Raw genomic sequence first — 14,115 nt, forward strand, 5'->3', positions numbered from 1 at the left:
CGCAGGAAGTCGAGCCTTGTATCAGGAGTGTGATGAATATCGACACGATCTCGAAACCGCATGAACGACTGGCAGAAATTCTGGCTGGCGAAATGGATGCAGTTAATGAACTGATCCGCACGCGGATGGCCTCGGAGCATGCGCCGCGCATTCCTGAAGTGACTGCGCATCTGGTCGAGGCGGGCGGCAAGCGCCTGCGCCCCATGCTGACGTTGGCTGCTGCACGTCTGTTTGGATACGCGGGCGATCACCACGTACGTCTGGCCGCGACTGTCGAGTTCATTCACACAGCGACCCTTTTGCATGATGACGTGGTCGACGAAAGCGCCCAGAGGCGCGGTCGACCGACGGCCAATCTGTTGTGGGACAACAAATCCAGCGTTCTGGTGGGCGACTACCTGTTTTCCCGTAGTTTCCAGCTGATGGTTGAAACCGGATCCTTGCGCGTTCTGGACATCCTGGCCAATGCGTCGGCCACGATCGCCGAGGGCGAAGTACTGCAGATGACCGCAGCCACCGATCTGGGCACGACCGAAGCGATCTATCTGCAGGTTGTGCGCGGCAAGACCGCAGCGTTGTTCTCTGCCGCGACCGAGGTGGGCGGCGTGATCGCCGGTGCCTCAGAGCCTCAGGTCAAGGCACTGTACGACTATGGCGATGCTTTGGGTATCGCGTTCCAGATTGCCGATGACCTGTTGGATTATCAGGGTGACAGCAAGGCGACCGGAAAGAATGTCGGCGACGACTTCCGTGAACGCAAACTGACACTGCCGGTGATCAAGGCCATTGCTCAGGCAACTCCGGACGAGCACGCGTTCTGGGAACGCACAATCGGTCGGGGGCGTCAGGAGGATGGCGATCTGGACCATGCGCTGAGCCTGATGAACAAGTACGGCACGCTTGAAGCCACTCGGTCAGATGCGTTCGGCTGGGCAGCCAAGGCCAAGGTCGCATTGGACGGGTTGCCGGACCACGAAATCCGCACCCTGCTAAGCGATCTGGCAGATTACGTGGTTTCGCGCCTCAATTAAGCTGCGTCGCGCGGCACCACCAATCCGGATGGGCCGCGCCAATCTCATAGGCGGCAAAATGCGCCGCCTTAATCGTCGGATATAGCGCGAAACAGGTTGAGCCTGAACCGGACATGCGGGCCAGCAAAGCGTCCTTTGTATCCGTCAATTCATCCAGCACACTGGCCACCTCTGGGGCGAGACCTTTTGTTGGGGGCTCTAGATCGTTACGCTGCTCCCGTAGCCAATCCGCGCAGGTTTGTGGCGTCTCAATAGGCGGAATATCGTCGGGCATGGGCGGGTTGTCGCGGCACTTCAATGCCGAAAAAACCGCTCCGGTCGGAACTTCGACACCCGGATTGACCAGCAGCGCGGGCAATTTCGGCAAACCAACCGGCTCCAGTCGTTCGCCAATTCCGCGCATTCGGGTGGCACGCGCAGCCATACATACGGGGATGTCCGCCCCCAGAGACAGGGCGGCCCCCTCTGGAATCGCAATACTCTGATCCGCAATCATACGCAGCGTGGCGGCTGCATCGGAAGAACCGCCACCTATCCCCCCGCCATGCGGCAGAACTTTGTTCAGGTTGATATGCCCTGCCCAGCCGGCTAACTCAGCCGCCTTCCAGACCAGATTTCGGTCATCTGCCGGGACGCCGGCCGCATGCTCACCCGTGACGGTCATCGATAGCTCTGACCCCGGCGCAAAATCCAGCGTGTCACCGACATCCGCAAAGGCCACCAGGGAATCCAACAGATGATAACCGTCATCGCGTCGACCGGTCACATGCAGGGTCAGGTTGATCTTGGCGGGCGCGAAGGCCTTAATTGCCATCGGCGACCTTCAGCGGCTCGGCCCCTTCCTCGGCCAGAACCGCGTCCAGCCCAATCTCAAGCTTGCGGCGGATGCGGTCCGGGTCGGCCTCGCCGTCGGTATCCGAGGGGTCGACGAAGGAAAGCGCACGTTTCCACTGGAATTCAGCCTCACGCGCGCGGCCTACAGCCCAGTACACGTCGCCCAGATGATCGTTGACCACCGGGTCGACGGGCATCAGTTCAACCGCGCGTTCCATATGGCCCACGGCCTCGTCATAGCGGCCCAGACGGAACAAAACCCAGCCAAGACTGTCGACGATGTACCCACTGTCAGGGCGCGTCGCGACGGCCCGTTCAATCATGTTCAGGGCTTCATCCAGTTTTTCCTGACGCTCGACCAGCGAATAGCCCAGGTAATTCAGCACCTGTGGCTGATCGGGATTCAACTCCAGCGCGCGTCGGAAATCAGCCTCGGCCAATTCCCAATTCTTAAGACGCTCATGCGAGATTCCGCGGGCATAATACAGAAACCAATTGCCGCTGACCCCTTGTTCGGTCAGTTCGATGGCAGTGTCATAGGTCGCCACTGCAGCGGTGTAGTTTTCCTCACGCCTTTGCAGATCGGCCAACGCCACATGGACGCTAGGCAAATTGGGGCTTTGCGCTGCAAGGTTCTGCAGAACTTCCGCCGCAGCATCCGTTTTGCCGGAACGACCGAGAACCTCGGCCCGGCCCAGTTCGGCCGCGTGATAATCAGTGCTGGTATTGGGCACCATCCGATAGGCTTCCACGGCCAGATCATATTGTTCCAGCGCATCCAAAAGCTCTGCGCTCAGAAGGATTGCGTCCACATGGTCCGGTCGCAAGAATGCGGCAATCCGGGCGTAGAGGAGAACATAATCCTGGGACGCCTCGCTGCTGAGCGCGGCACCGACGGAAAAAAACACCTCAGCCATGCCATCCCGCGCCGACTGAACATGCGTAAAGGGCAGCGTTTCGCCAGCCTGCAGACGGGCTACATAGCCTTCGATGGACGGGTCACTGCCTGCCGCGAACACGTCATCGAGGTATTGCAGCGCATCTTCGTTGCGGTCCAGCTGGGACAGGACCTCGGTCCGGGCCAAAGCGGCGCGGCGCGAGAACCGGGAAACGGCACCATTGTTGGCCGCAAAAATCTCTTCGGCGCCTTCGAAGTCACCAATCGAAGCCAATGCCAACGCCTTGTGGAACATGGCGAATTCACGCAGCCCCTCTTGCGTGCTGACCTCGTCGAACTTTTCCATCGCTTTGGTCATGGCACCCTGCGCCACGTGAACCCAGCCCAGGATCAACCCGTCGACCAACGGCCCGACGCCTTGTGTTTCCGGATCGCGCGCCAGCAATTCATCCAGCTTATCGTCAGCGATCAGGTTGGCCATGATGATCATTTTCGCCGCCTGACTTGGCAGCTCGAGCGCTTCGATCGATTGGGCGACCGGCAGCGCACGTTCAATCTCGCCTAGCGCAAGACGTGCGACGACGACGTTTTCAAGCAACTTGCCATTTTCAGGGTCGGCACTCAGGGCCTGCGCATAGTATTTCTCAGCGGAAATATAGTCGCTCTGGTAGATCGCCTGACGTCCAGCCAGATAAGCCCCAGATCCAGTATCCGACAGGACCGGGAGTGCAAATGACGAGGTTAACAGCACAGCCAATGCCGTGCGACGAACGAGGGAAGCCACCAAAATCCTGCCTTGCTATCGTTGACTGGGCAACAAGCTAGGGCTTTGACCACAAAGAGGCAATGGCAGAGCCTTCACGACCCTGCCATTGCCCATGATTTCGCTTACATGTTGGGGTAGTTCGGTCCATCCCCACCCTGCGGCGTGGTCCAGGTGATGTTCTGGCTGGGATCCTTGATATCGCAGGTTTTGCAGTGGACACAGTTCTGGAAGTTGATGACGAATCGCGGACCGTCTTCGTCCTCGACCATCTCGTACACGCCTGCCGGGCAATAGCGCTGCGCCGGTTCGTCGTACTTGGGCAGATTCACTTTGACCGGGATTTCCGGGTCCGCTAGCTTCAGGTGGCAGGGCTGGCTTTCCTCGTGGTTGGTCATCGCGAAGGACACGTTGGTCAGGCGGTCAAAGGACAGCGTGCCATCGGGTTTCGGATAGTCGATGGGCTGATGCTTGCTGGCCTCTTCGGTCGCCTCGGCATCGTTCTTGCCATGGCCCAGCGTGCCCAGCAGCGAGAAGCCCAGCGTGTTGGTCCACATATCCATTCCGCCCAACACCAACGAGGCGGTCAGGCCGTATTTCGACCACAGCGGTTTGACGTTGCGCACCTTTTTCAGGTCGTCGCCGATGGCACCGTCGCGCACGTCGACTTCGTAGGCGGTCAGTTCGTCACCCGAACGGTCTGCCTTAATTGCGTCGTAAGCGGCCTCGGCTGCTGCCTTACCCGACAGCATCGCGTTGTGGTTGCCTTTGATGCGCGGCACGTTGACCATGCCCGCTGAACAACCCAGCAGCGCCACACCGGGCGCGACCAGTTTCGGCATCGACTGCCAGCCACCTTCGGTGATTGCACGCGCGCCATAGGCCACACGCTTACCGCCTTTCAGCAGGTCGGCCACCACCGGGTGGTGCTTGAAGCGCTGGAATTCCATGTAGGGATACAGGTGCGGGTTCTTATAGTTCAGGTGAACCACGAAGCCGACATAGACCTGATTGTTTTCAAGGTGATAGATAAACGATCCACCGCCCGCGTTGCTGCCCAGCGGCCAGCCCATCGTGTGCGTGACGCTGCCTTCCTTGTGCTTGGCCGGGTCGATCTCCCAGATCTCTTTCATGCCAACGCCGTATTTCTGCGGCTCTTTACCGGCAGACAGGTCGTACTTGGCAATGACTTCCTTTGACAGCGAACCGCGTACACCTTCCGACAGGAAGACGTATTTGCCGTGCAACTCCATGCCCGGCTCGGTCTGCGGACCATATGATCCGTCGGGCTCCAGACCGAAGACACCAGCGACAACGCCTTTGACTTCGCCATTGTCGCCATAGACCAGTTCGGAACAAGCCATGCCGGGGAAGATTTCCACGCCCAGCTCTTCGGCCTGCTCGGCCATCCAGCGGCAGACATTCCCCATAGAGACAATGTAGTTTCCGTGGTTGTTCATCAGCGGCGGCATCGGGAAGTTGGGGATGCGGATCTTGCCCGCCTCGCCCAGCATGTAGAAGTTATCTTCATGCACCGGCACGTTTAGCGGCGCACCTTTTTCCTTCCAATCCGGGATCAGAGCGTCCAGACCGCAGGGATCCAGAACCGCGCCCGAAAGGATATGCGCGCCCACTTCCGAGCCCTTTTCCAGAACCACGACATTCAGGTCGGCATCCAGCTGTTTCAGACGGATGGCCGCCGACAGGCCCGCGGGGCCTGCCCCCACGATCACCACATCGTATTCCATCGCTTCGCGTTCAATCTCGGCCATCGCGGGCTCCTTAGCTAACTTTCCGAATTGGCGCTTTCACTGCGTGGTCTGCGCAATATTGTTTCACGGCTGATTACATGGTCACAAAGACCTTGGTCAATCAAAACACGGCGTAACATTGCTGCAATGCGGCAGTTATGTATCCGGAGCGTCACCCATCAGGTATCTGGGACCGCTACCATGCGACTTGGCGCGGTCATCGGGGTTGTAAAGGGCGCATTTCGGCAGGCTAAGGCACCCGCAGCCGATGCAGCCGTCCAGATTGTCGCGCAACCGCATCAGGGTGTCGATTCGCTGGTCCAGATGCGCCCTCAGCCCTTTGCTGATATCTTGCCAATCCCGCGGTGTGGGTGTGCGGTTACCGGGCAGTCCTGAGAGCACTTCGCGAATCTCGGGCAGGGTCAGACCGAATTGCTGCGCGATCATGACAAAACTCAGCCGCCGGATGTCGGCGCGCTGATAGCGCCTTTGCCCGCCTGCATTACGCCAGGGCGCGATCAGACCCTGCGCCTCATAGTATCGAATGGCTGAAACCGCCAATCCGGTACGTTTTGCTAATGCGCCGATTGCCAGTCCTTCGGAAGCCGCCATTTCAACCTCGTAGAAAATTACCTTGACCTAAAGTTAGGTTTAGAAATTACGGTGAGTCGGGACAAGCCTCAAGACCGAAAAGGAGATCCCATGATGGCGACACTTGAACATACCAATTTCACCGTACGCGACCCCAAGGCTTCGGCGGCCTGGATGCAACAGGTGTTCGGATGGAAAACACGTTGGGAGGGCCCCGCCATCGCAGGCGGCTATACGGTCCATGTCGGCAGCCAACACACCTATCTGGCGCTTTATGCTCCCAGTGATCCGCAGCCATCCGGCGAAAGCAGTTATGATATCGTCGGCGGGCTGAACCATGTGGGCGTTCTGGTCGAAGATATCGACGCGACTGAGGACAAAGTGAAAAAGGCCGGGTTTACCCCTAAGTCCCATGCGGATTATGAACCAGGGCGGCGGTTTTACTTCAATGACGACAATGACATCGAATTCGAAGTGATTAGCTACGACTAGGCCGTAATCCGCGCGTCGCGCGACCAAGCCCCCTTGCAATTCACGCCTCATTTGGGTCAGGTATTTGACGACCCATCAAATCGCCCCGACGCTTGTCTCATGCGGCGGGGCGAAACAATTTATGCGTGGACGACAAGAACATGGAAAAAATTCCAATGACGCCTGCGGGCAATGCCGCTCTTGCGGCGGAGCTGAAAAACCTCAAGTCGGTCGAGCGCCCGGCGATCATCGAAGCTATTGCCACAGCGCGCGAACTGGGCGACCTGAAGGAAAACGCCGAGTATCACTCGGCCCGTGAAAAGCAGGGCTTCATCGAAGGTCGTATCAAAGAGCTGGAAGGCATACTGTCACTGGCTGACGTGATCGACCCCGCCAAGCTGACCGGCGCGATCAAGTTCGGTGCCAAGGTCACGTTGGTGGACGAGGACACGGACGAGGAAAAAACCTGGCAAATCGTTGGAGAGTACGAGGCCAATATTGAAAACGGCCTGCTCAACATCAAATCACCAATTGCACGCGCCCTGATCGGCAAGGAAGAGGGTGACAGCGTCGAAGTGCGCACTCCAGGTGGTGTGCGTTCTTATGAAGTTCTAAGTATCGAGTACGCCTGACCGGAGCGTTGACAATGTCAGAGCCCAAGCCAGAACAGGAGCCCGAACGGCCGACACCGCTGGGCATATATGATAAGCCAGCACAGCCTTCGGTGACCGCGATCGAGATCGTAGCCATTGCGCTCAGCCTGGTGTGGCTGATCGTGTCGGTCGTGTTTCTGGTACTGCCTGACAACGTCGATGGCGGAGGGTTCGTCGTGACCCTGCTGGCCGTGTTCATGCCAGTGGCGATGATCTGGGTCGCCGCTACCGCCATGCGCGCCAGCCGCGTCATGCGCGAGGAAAGCGCCCGGTTGCAAACCGCGATCGACGCGATCCGTCAGGCCTATGTCATCCAGCAACAGCGCTCGGCCAGTTTTCAGGAACCGGGCGTCAGCAAAAAGCTGGACGAAATCGCCGAAGCCACCAAAAAGACCGAAAGCGCACTGGCGACGTTTTCTTCGAAACGCACCGAGCCCGTACGCGATGGCGTTCCTGTCGAAGCCGGCAACCAAACATCTTTGGAGTTGGGAACCCCGGCTGAAGACATTGCGCCGCCCCTGACGACCGACATCTTTATCCGCGCGCTGAACTTTCCGGAAACGCAGGATGATACTGAAGGGTTCGACGCATTGCGGCTGGCGCTTCAGGATCGCAAGGTTGCGCAACTGGTGCAGGCCTCACAGGATGTTCTGACACTGCTGAGCCAGGAAGGTATCTATATGGACGATTTGCGCCCGGATATGGCCCGCCCGGAGATCTGGCGGCAGTTCGCGCAAGGTGGCCGGGGACGCGCTGTCGCAGCGCTGGGTGGGATCAGGGACCGGTCCTCGCTGGCGCTGACGGCGGCACGGATGAAGCAGGACCCGATCTTCCGGGACGCGGCGCATCATTTCCTGCGCCGCTTTGACCATATGATCGTCGAGTTCGAACCGGATGCCAGCGATGCCGACCTGACGGCCTTGGGCGACACAAGAACTGCGCGGGCCTTCATGCTTTTGGGGCGGGTCGCCGGGACCTTCGACTAACTAAAGCCCAAAGCTGCCGTACGGAATGAACCGGACCGGATCACCCGGCTGTATGTGACGCGCGCCATCCTCAATCTCGACCAACCCCTCGGCCCAACTGAGGCCGCTGATCCGGCCCGATCCTTCTGAAGCGAATACCTCGACCCGCCCATCGCGGACACGAGCACGCAGGTATTCGCGCCGCCCCGGTTTCTTACGCTTTTCGAAATTGGCCGGCAGGTCGAAGCCCATCGGTTCGGACCACCCTTCCCCCGCCATCAGGCCCAGTGCCGGGCGGGCAAAGATCAACGTGCAGACTTTGGCGGCCACCGGGTTCCCTGGCAGGCCGAAAACGGGCGTGCCATCCCACATTCCAAGTGCCAGCGGTCGACCAGGTTTCAGCGCAATCCGCCATTCCTGCATTGCTCCCGCTTCGCGCAATAGGGCCGAGACGTGGTCTTCATCCCCAGCTGACGCTCCGCCACTGGTCAGGATCACATCCGCCAGTTCCGCCGCTTTGTTCAATCTGTTGCGCAGGTCCTCTCGGTCATCCGAGACCCGCCCCATATCCACGGGCTGGAACCCCATCCGCTCCACCAAAGACAGCAACATCGGGCGGTTCGCGTCGAATATCTGACCGGGTCCAGCGGCGTCACCGGGCTCGACCAGTTCGTCTCCGGTCGAAACCACGGCGACCCGCAGCGTTTTGCGCAAAGGTACGTCAGAAATCCCCGTCGCTGAAAGCAACGCCAGATCGGCCGGGGTCAGCCTGCGCCCGGCTGGCAGAACCAAATCACCCATCGAGACATCCTCGCCCGCCTTGCGGGTGTTGGCGCCTTGTTTCAAAGGTCCGTGAAAGGCGATGTGACCGTCCTGCACCGTCACGTCCTCTTCCAGTATCACCGTGTCCACCCCAGGAGGCAGTGCCGCGCCGGTCAACACGCGCAATGCCGCACCCTGCAGCACGACACCGTCAAAAGGAATCCCTGCGGCTGCGCGACCTTCCTGCAAGGGCATTACCTGCGGACCACACGGGGCAGCCCCGGCAAAGCCATAGCCATCAACTGCGGTGTTCGGCTGCGGAGGATTCGACCGTTTGGCAAAAACATCTTCCGCCAATATTCGCCCCGTCGCCTGCGCCAGAGGTGCGGTTTCGACGGGCGTCACCACCGTCAGCCGATCCCGCAACAAGGCCAACGCATCGTCCACAGGTGTCCAGTTCACCCCAGCGGGCAAAGCGAAGCAGTCATTGCGCAGTGGCGGAGGAGAGATGTCCGGTTTGCTCATAATCCGACCTCTTGCAGGATGAAGTCCGCAATCGCCGCTGTATCATTCAGATCAAACACCGGAATATTCAGCTCCAGTGGCGTATCGCTGGCAACCGCTCGAACCGAGTCGTTTTCGTTGGCGATCAGCGGGTTGTTTGCTACGGCCCGAAATGCCTCGACCTTGGGGTGAGGTTCTCGTTTGAACCCTTCTATCAGCACCATATCGACCGGAGACAGACGAGACAGAAGTTCACTCAGAGACGGCTCAGGGGCACCGCGCAGCTCTTGCATCAGGGCGATGCGCTGACCCGAGGCCAAAAGCACCTCGGACGCGCCGGCCGCCCGATGGCGATAACTGTCCGTGCCGGGCTGGTCGACATCAACGGCGTGATGCGCATGCTTGACTGTCGAAACCGTATAGCCGCGCTCCGTGATTTCCGTTACCAGCCGCTCCATCAAACCGGTCTTGCCCGCGTTCTTCCAACCGGTGACGCCGTAAACCCTCATGCCTGCTCCAGCAGTTCTTGCGCCCGTGCCAGATCGTCGGGTGTGTTCACGTTGAAGAATGGGTCGAACGGCTCGGCATCAAACAATGCCTCGCGCCCGTCATGCTTGTCGGTCCACAGCACAACCTTGCGCAGCCCGTGGTTCAAAGCCGCCCGCAAATCAGCGCGCAGAGCAACGGGCCACAGGCCAAAGGTCGGGTGCCGGTTGACCCGTTTGCCGCCGCCCGATTTCAGCGCCTCGTCACCGGTACGAGGTGTGGTCGCCAGAACCAATGGATGTACCTGCCCCTCGGCGGCCTGCATCAATCGCTCGGTCAGGTCGCACGGGAAAAAAGGCGTATCGGCGGCGGCGGTTACGATGCTGTCGGCCCCCTGCTCAGCCGCCCAGTCCAGCCCGGCCAAAACGCCAGCCAGTGGTCCAGCGAACCCTTCTATCGTGTCAGGCAGGACAGGCAGGTTCAGGTCTGCGAACCGCTCAGGGTCGCCATTGGCGTTCAACGCCAGCCTACCCACCTGCGGGCTCAAACGATCGATCACATGCGACAGCAGGCTTTGCCCGCCGATAGTCAGCAGGCCTTTATCCCCTCCGCCCATTCGGGTGGCGAGACCGCCAGCGAGGATTACTCCGAGAGGGGTAGTCATTGCTGCACCATGTTGCTTGCATCCAAGTGATCAATTGTTCGCAACTTTGTAGATCGAACTCAATTCAATTGGAACGCGGTTGGGTGCAGATGATGCAGGACAAACAGCCACAGGATCAACGTCCCTACCGCCAGGAACGACGTCGCGGACACTATGTGAGCTGCTAGCTGAGGCTCCTGATCGTAATGCTTGGCCAAAAGGAAAATGCTCTTCGCCGTGGGCGCTGCCGCAGAGACAGTCGCCGCAATGGTCCAAAGCGGATCCAGCCCAATCAGATGTGCCGCAAGCAGCACGAGCCCTGGAACAACGAGAAGTTTCATTACCGTCAGAAACAGGATCATCGGACCCGTCTGAACGATTGTGCGCACACTTGTCGTGAACCCGATCGCGAACAAAGCGACAGCTGCCAGCGCCTGACTCATCAGCTCCAGATAGTCAGACACAGCCTCAGAAAACCCAATGCCCGTGAAGGAATATAAAACCCCCAACAAAGTCGCTGCGATAATCGGGTTCTTCAGGACATTGAGAACGATCTTGTAGATGGGCGTCTTGGCACTTGCCTTGTGCCCCGCCGAGGTTTCGAGAACGGTGGTCATGATCAACAGCAGAATGGCGACAACAAGGTTCGCCAATACCGCCGGAAGCGCGCCCTTTGACCCGAAAATCGCGTGGAGGATCGGCAACGCAACCAACGCAGTATTCGAGGCCACACCGGCGAATGCCATAACGGTGGCCGATCCGACCTGAAAACTTGTCAGCGCTTTCAGACCGATAAACAAGACAGCGAAGAGTGCCAGTATCGTACCACCGTAGGACAAGTAGAAACCGTAGTTCAGAAGGTTCTCAAATTCCTCCTGACCAATCAGGTAAAACATGATGGCGGGGATCAGGACGTAAACCGCGAATTGCACCAGGGCATCCGACGTGTCCTCGCTCAGAAGTTTCGTCCACGAAAACACATACCCTGTCAGGATCACCGCGAAGACCGGTGCAATTAGGCTGATTAACTCCATAGCGTCCTTAGGTTGCTGACACCCGATGTTGCACTTCGATTTCCATCACCTTAGGGCATATCTTTTGGAATTCGCAGAGTTTTTTGAGAAAGACCGCGAGTTGAACGGAATTCAGGACTGAGAGCTTTTCCGTTTGTGCTTTTTATCTTCCACAGCAACGGTAGACGGATCCACATCGCGCACCAGACGATCTTCGCCTGACAAACACACAAATCGCTGCCCCCGCATGCGACCGATTAGGGTCAACCCGACTTCGCGCGCGATCTCGACACCCCACGCGGTGAAACCCGATCGAGAAGCCAGCACAGGAATACCCATCATCGCCGTTTTGATCACCATTTCCGATGTCAGACGGCCGGTCGTGTAAAGGATTTTGTCCTCGGCCCCCTCGCCTTCGGACAGCATCCAGCCTGCGATCTTGTCGACTGCGTTGTGACGGCCAACATCCTCCATATAGACCAGAGGACGGCTTTCGCGGCACAGCACCGTGCCATGGATCGCACCGGCCTCAAGATACAGCGACGGGGTGCGATTGATCTTGGCGGCCAGATCATAGAGCCACGAGGTGCGAACCTGAACCTGCGGCAGGCGCACGTCCTCAAGGCCCTCCATCATATCTCCGAATACGGTGCCCACGGCGCAGCCGCTGGTGCGGGTCTTTTTCTTCAGCTTGTCCTCATACGAGGTCTCGCGCGCGGTGCGAACGATCACGGTTTCCAGATCGTCATCGTAATCGACGCGCGTGATCTCATCATCGGCCAGCAGCATCCCCTGATTGCGCAGGAACCCCAGCGCCAGGTATTCGGGATAGTCCCCAATTGTCATTGCCGTCACGATTTCCTGCGAATTCAGAAAGATCGTCAGCGGGCGCTCCTCAACCACCGAAATCTGGCTGATTTCGCCATTCTGATCGACACCTTCGACTGCGCGGGTCAGGCGGGCTGCGCCGGGATCGGGGGCGATGATGTAGTCTGACAGGTTCAGTTCCGTGGCCAATTGCAACCCTTTCCCAAGACGGCTACTGCTGCGGGGATCACCATAGGATTTTGCCATGGCAGACACCACATCCAAGTCATACTTCTGGAGGGGATTTCGCGACGGGACCCCGTTCATTTTTGTAGCGATCCCCTTTGGCACCCTGTTCGGCGTCTTCGCAACCGAGGCCGGTCTGAACATCGTGCAAACTATGGCATTCACGTCGACCGTCTTTGCAGGAGCCGCCCAGTTTGCCGCCCTGCAACTGCTGCAGGATCAGACACCCACGGCGATCATCCTTGTTTCTGCGCTGGCGGTGAACCTGCGGATGGCGATGTACTCGGCATCGCTGACGCCCTATCTGGGGGCCGCCCCGATGTGGCAACGGGCGTTCGCCGCTTATCTGACCGTCGATCAATCCTACGCCTGCTCGATCGTGCAGTTCGAAAAAGAACCCAAGATGACCGTACCGCAACGCATGGCTTATTTCGTGGGCTCCGTCACGCCCATCACGCCGCTGTGGATACTCGCCACATATCTGGGGGCAGTGCTGGGGACTCGAATCCCGGAAAGCTGGGCACTGGATTTTGCTTTGCCGATCACGTTTCTGGCCATGATCGGCCCAATGATGCGAACCATGCCGCATGTCGTGGCTGCGCTGGTTGCCATTGTCGTGTCGTTGCTGACCGTCGCCATCCCTTACAATCTGGGCCTGCTGATCGCAGGGTGCGCGGGCATGATGGCCGGCGCACAGGCCGAATTGTTCGTCGAACGCAGAAAGGCCACAGCATGACTCCTGTTGATCCAGTCACAATCTGGACCATCATCATCGGGCTTGCCATTGGCAGCTATGGCCTGCGCTTTGTCTTCATCGGCCTGGTCGGAGATCGTCCGATGCCACCATGGCTGCTGCGCCATCTGCGCTATACCGCCGTGGCAATCCTGCCCGCTTTGATTGCGCCATTGGTTGTGTGGCCGACGGCAACCGAAGGCCAACCCGACATTCCCCGCATGGCTGCAGCAGCCGTGGCACTGACCATCGGACTGACCACAAAGAATGTCTTGGCGGCAATCTTTAGCGGTGCTGGAACCTTGTACGGGTTGCTGTACTTACTGGGTTAGGGCCGTATCCAGTTGATTCAGGCGCGCGTTGTTGAAGGCCAAGCCTTTTTGCAGGTCGGCGTCGTCGTTTTCACGATACTCGGTTGTAACAACACCCGGCAACTGACCGAACTGTTCTGACAGTTTGTTCGGGAAAAAAGTCACGTCGATCTGTTCAAGCCCCGGAACCTGTTGCAGCAAACTGGCGGTAGAGTTCGCACAGAACGACCCCGCAACCGGGCCGGATTGCTTGGCCAGCTGCAACGCAATCTCAGCCTGCTGAGGGCTCACTTCAATCGTTTGAATACGTGCGAAATGCGTTTCGCGCGCGTGCGAGCTGCGATAAGCGCGTTCAACAGCCGGCGTGATGCCGTACAACACGTCGTCCTTGACGGGCACGATATCCGCGCGGAATGACCCCGCAGGGTCAAAGATCACGCGCTCGCTGCCGCTGATCATCAGCGATGTATGCGCACCTGACCCGCTACGCGTATTGACCATCGTATATAGCGTCAGCGTCGAGGGTCCCGGATCACGATAGGATCGGGAAATAATCTCTGCCTTGTCGGCCTGTGGACGCTGCGAGCCTGTGCAGCCAGTAACAGTTGCTGCCAGCAGGCAGGCAATCAGAATCCGGATCACGGTGAACCCCG

At 58.9% G+C, this 14,115-nt stretch carries 16 protein-coding genes; 6 read left to right on the forward strand and 10 right to left on the reverse strand.

Annotated features, from left to right (window positions below):
• The first annotated feature begins 32 nt into the window (after positions 1-32).
• Complete coding sequence (locus ACR0J0_RS11930; protein WP_480664205.1) at positions 33-1,031, forward strand: polyprenyl synthetase family protein; 999 nt, start codon at positions 33-35, stop codon at positions 1,029-1,031.
• Here the strand turns inward: ACR0J0_RS11930 and ACR0J0_RS11935 are convergent.
• From ACR0J0_RS11935 to soxR, 4 genes are all read right to left on the reverse strand, one after another.
• Positions 1,024-1,845, reverse strand: coding sequence for a 4-(cytidine 5'-diphospho)-2-C-methyl-D-erythritol kinase (locus ACR0J0_RS11935; RefSeq protein ID WP_480664207.1), 822 nt, complete (start codon positions 1,843-1,845; stop codon positions 1,024-1,026). The two genes, ACR0J0_RS11930 and ACR0J0_RS11935, sit on opposite strands and share 8 nt — an antisense overlap.
• On the reverse strand, positions 1,835-3,547 hold the full coding sequence (locus tag ACR0J0_RS11940) for a tetratricopeptide repeat protein (protein WP_480664209.1): 1,713 nt from the start codon (positions 3,545-3,547) through the stop codon (positions 1,835-1,837). The genes ACR0J0_RS11935 and ACR0J0_RS11940 overlap by 11 nt, the downstream gene beginning before the upstream one ends.
• A gap of 104 nt (positions 3,548-3,651) precedes the next feature.
• Positions 3,652-5,298 carry an electron transfer flavoprotein-ubiquinone oxidoreductase gene (locus ACR0J0_RS11945; RefSeq protein WP_480664211.1) on the reverse strand — a complete coding sequence of 549 codons (1,647 nt, stop codon included), beginning with the start codon at positions 5,296-5,298 and terminating at the stop codon, positions 3,652-3,654.
• 135 nt (positions 5,299-5,433) lie between these two features.
• A complete protein-coding gene (gene soxR / locus ACR0J0_RS11950) occupies positions 5,434-5,889 on the reverse strand; it encodes a redox-sensitive transcriptional activator SoxR (RefSeq protein ID WP_480664213.1) in 456 nt (151 codons plus the stop codon).
• 90 nt (positions 5,890-5,979) lie between these two features.
• On the opposite strand from soxR, the gene ACR0J0_RS11955 reads away from it, so the two are divergent.
• From ACR0J0_RS11955 to ACR0J0_RS11965, 3 genes are all read left to right on the forward strand, one after another.
• Positions 5,980-6,360, forward strand: a complete 381-nt coding sequence (locus tag ACR0J0_RS11955) for a VOC family protein (RefSeq protein ID WP_480664215.1) — start codon at positions 5,980-5,982, stop codon at positions 6,358-6,360.
• Between the two features lie 140 nt (positions 6,361-6,500).
• Positions 6,501-6,971 carry a transcription elongation factor GreA gene (gene greA / locus ACR0J0_RS11960; protein WP_480664217.1) on the forward strand — a complete coding sequence of 157 codons (471 nt, stop codon included), beginning with the start codon at positions 6,501-6,503 and terminating at the stop codon, positions 6,969-6,971.
• A gap of 14 nt (positions 6,972-6,985) precedes the next feature.
• Complete coding sequence (locus ACR0J0_RS11965) at positions 6,986-7,978, forward strand: hypothetical protein (protein ID WP_480664219.1); 993 nt, start codon at positions 6,986-6,988, stop codon at positions 7,976-7,978.
• Here the strand turns inward: ACR0J0_RS11965 and ACR0J0_RS11970 are convergent, their stop codons facing one another.
• The 5 genes from ACR0J0_RS11970 to ACR0J0_RS11990 all read right to left on the reverse strand — a co-directional run bounded on the left by ACR0J0_RS11970 (position 7,979) and on the right by ACR0J0_RS11990 (position 12,439).
• Positions 7,979-9,244, reverse strand: coding sequence for a molybdenum cofactor synthesis domain-containing protein (locus tag ACR0J0_RS11970; RefSeq protein ID WP_480664221.1), 1,266 nt, complete (start codon positions 9,242-9,244; stop codon positions 7,979-7,981).
• Positions 9,241-9,732, reverse strand: coding sequence for a molybdopterin-guanine dinucleotide biosynthesis protein B (mobB, locus tag ACR0J0_RS11975; protein WP_480664223.1), 492 nt, complete (start codon positions 9,730-9,732; stop codon positions 9,241-9,243). Before mobB ends, ACR0J0_RS11970 begins: the two co-directional genes overlap by 4 nt.
• Positions 9,729-10,373 (reverse strand): molybdenum cofactor guanylyltransferase MobA, encoded by a 645-nt coding sequence (mobA, locus tag ACR0J0_RS11980; RefSeq protein WP_480664225.1) that lies wholly within the window; start codon positions 10,371-10,373, stop codon positions 9,729-9,731. The genes mobB and mobA overlap by 4 nt, the downstream gene beginning before the upstream one ends.
• A gap of 59 nt (positions 10,374-10,432) precedes the next feature.
• Complete coding sequence (locus ACR0J0_RS11985; RefSeq protein WP_480664227.1) at positions 10,433-11,386, reverse strand: AEC family transporter; 954 nt, start codon at positions 11,384-11,386, stop codon at positions 10,433-10,435.
• Positions 11,387-11,497: 111 nt separating this feature from the next.
• Entirely contained in the window at positions 11,498-12,439 is a 942-nt protein-coding gene (locus tag ACR0J0_RS11990; RefSeq protein ID WP_480664229.1) for a formate dehydrogenase accessory sulfurtransferase FdhD, read from the reverse strand.
• On the opposite strand from ACR0J0_RS11990, the gene ACR0J0_RS11995 reads away from it, so the two are divergent.
• Positions 12,438-13,154, forward strand: coding sequence for an AzlC family ABC transporter permease (locus ACR0J0_RS11995; protein ID WP_480664231.1), 717 nt, complete (start codon positions 12,438-12,440; stop codon positions 13,152-13,154). The genes ACR0J0_RS11990 and ACR0J0_RS11995 overlap by 2 nt on opposite strands.
• On the forward strand, positions 13,151-13,483 hold the full coding sequence (locus tag ACR0J0_RS12000) for an AzlD domain-containing protein (RefSeq protein ID WP_480664233.1): 333 nt from the start codon (positions 13,151-13,153) through the stop codon (positions 13,481-13,483). The genes ACR0J0_RS11995 and ACR0J0_RS12000 overlap by 4 nt, the downstream gene beginning before the upstream one ends.
• On the opposite strand, the gene ACR0J0_RS12005 is transcribed toward ACR0J0_RS12000, so the two are convergent.
• The gene (locus ACR0J0_RS12005) at positions 13,472-14,104 is read right to left on the reverse strand and encodes a hypothetical protein (protein WP_480664234.1); all 633 of its coding nucleotides are present in this window, start codon (positions 14,102-14,104) and stop codon (positions 13,472-13,474) included. The two genes, ACR0J0_RS12000 and ACR0J0_RS12005, sit on opposite strands and share 12 nt — an antisense overlap.
• Positions 14,105-14,115: the final 11 nt, after the last annotated feature.

The sequence above is a fragment of the Ruegeria sp. BF12 genome (assembly GCF_056538705.1).

Coding starts and splice junctions, on each gene's coding strand:
- ACR0J0_RS11945 (WP_480664211.1), bottom strand. CDS start 5,298: ATGGCCGAGATTGAACGCGAAGCGATGGAATACGATGTGGTGATCGTG.
- ACR0J0_RS11985 (WP_480664227.1), bottom strand. CDS start 11,386: ATGGAGTTAATCAGCCTAATTGCACCGGTCTTCGCGGTGATCCTGACA.
- mobA (WP_480664225.1), bottom strand. CDS start 10,373: ATGACTACCCCTCTCGGAGTAATCCTCGCTGGCGGTCTCGCCACCCGA.
- ACR0J0_RS12000 (WP_480664233.1), top strand. CDS start 13,151: ATGACTCCTGTTGATCCAGTCACAATCTGGACCATCATCATCGGGCTT.
- mobB (WP_480664223.1), bottom strand. CDS start 9,732: ATGAGGGTTTACGGCGTCACCGGTTGGAAGAACGCGGGCAAGACCGGT.
- ACR0J0_RS11955 (WP_480664215.1), top strand. CDS start 5,980: ATGATGGCGACACTTGAACATACCAATTTCACCGTACGCGACCCCAAG.
- soxR (WP_480664213.1), bottom strand. CDS start 5,889: ATGGCGGCTTCCGAAGGACTGGCAATCGGCGCATTAGCAAAACGTACC.
- ACR0J0_RS11965 (WP_480664219.1), top strand. CDS start 6,986: ATGTCAGAGCCCAAGCCAGAACAGGAGCCCGAACGGCCGACACCGCTG.
- ACR0J0_RS11970 (WP_480664221.1), bottom strand. CDS start 9,244: ATGAGCAAACCGGACATCTCTCCTCCGCCACTGCGCAATGACTGCTTC.
- ACR0J0_RS11935 (WP_480664207.1), bottom strand. CDS start 1,845: ATGGCAATTAAGGCCTTCGCGCCCGCCAAGATCAACCTGACCCTGCAT.
- greA (WP_480664217.1), top strand. CDS start 6,501: ATGGAAAAAATTCCAATGACGCCTGCGGGCAATGCCGCTCTTGCGGCG.
- ACR0J0_RS11930 (WP_480664205.1), top strand. CDS start 33: ATGAATATCGACACGATCTCGAAACCGCATGAACGACTGGCAGAAATT.
- ACR0J0_RS11990 (WP_480664229.1), bottom strand. CDS start 12,439: ATGGCAAAATCCTATGGTGATCCCCGCAGCAGTAGCCGTCTTGGGAAA.
- ACR0J0_RS11995 (WP_480664231.1), top strand. CDS start 12,438: ATGGCAGACACCACATCCAAGTCATACTTCTGGAGGGGATTTCGCGAC.